The 631-nt window shown below is 45.6% G+C and carries 1 rRNA gene; it reads right to left on the bottom strand.

The annotated features are described in order from the left end of the window. Positions 1 to 467: ribosomal RNA gene (locus ACX6CF_RS25740) — 16S ribosomal RNA — on the bottom strand; the annotation flags it as partial. Positions 468 to 631: the final 164 nt, after the last annotated feature.

Raw genomic sequence — 631 nt, forward strand, 5'->3', positions numbered from 1 at the left:
CTATCTTCCCTGCTGATAGAAGTTTACGATCCGAAAACCTTCTTCCTTCACGCGGCGTCTCTGCATCAGGGTTTCCCCCATTGTGCAATATTCCCCCCTGCTGCCTCCCGTAGGAGTTTGGGCCGTGTCTCAGTCCCAATGTGGCCGATCACCCTCTCAGGTCGGCTACTGATCGTTGCCTAGGTAAGCCGTTACCTTACCTACTAGCTAATCAGACGCGGGTCCATCCTATGCTACCGGAGTTTTTACTACTGAGTCATGTGACTCTGTAGTCTTATGCGGTATTAGCACACTTTTCAATGTGTTATCCCCCTGCATAGGGCAGGTTACCCACGCGTTACTCACCCGTCCGCCGCTTTCCACTACTTAAATCACCCGAAGGTTCATTAAGTAGCTTCTCGCTCGACTTGCATGTGTTAAGCACGCCGCCAGCGTTCATCCTGAGCCAGGATCAAACTCTCATGTTAAAGTTTCATCTTGACCAGATTGCTCTGGCTTATATTTTATAGACTATCGTCTTTATCTATTTTATTTACTAAGGATTTTTTTGGGTAAAACTTATTACTAAGTTTTTGGTTGTTTCACTGTTCAGTTTTCAAGGTTCTGTGTTTTATCTTTTAATACGTTAGCG

Source organism: Vallitalea sediminicola (genome assembly GCF_054408565.1).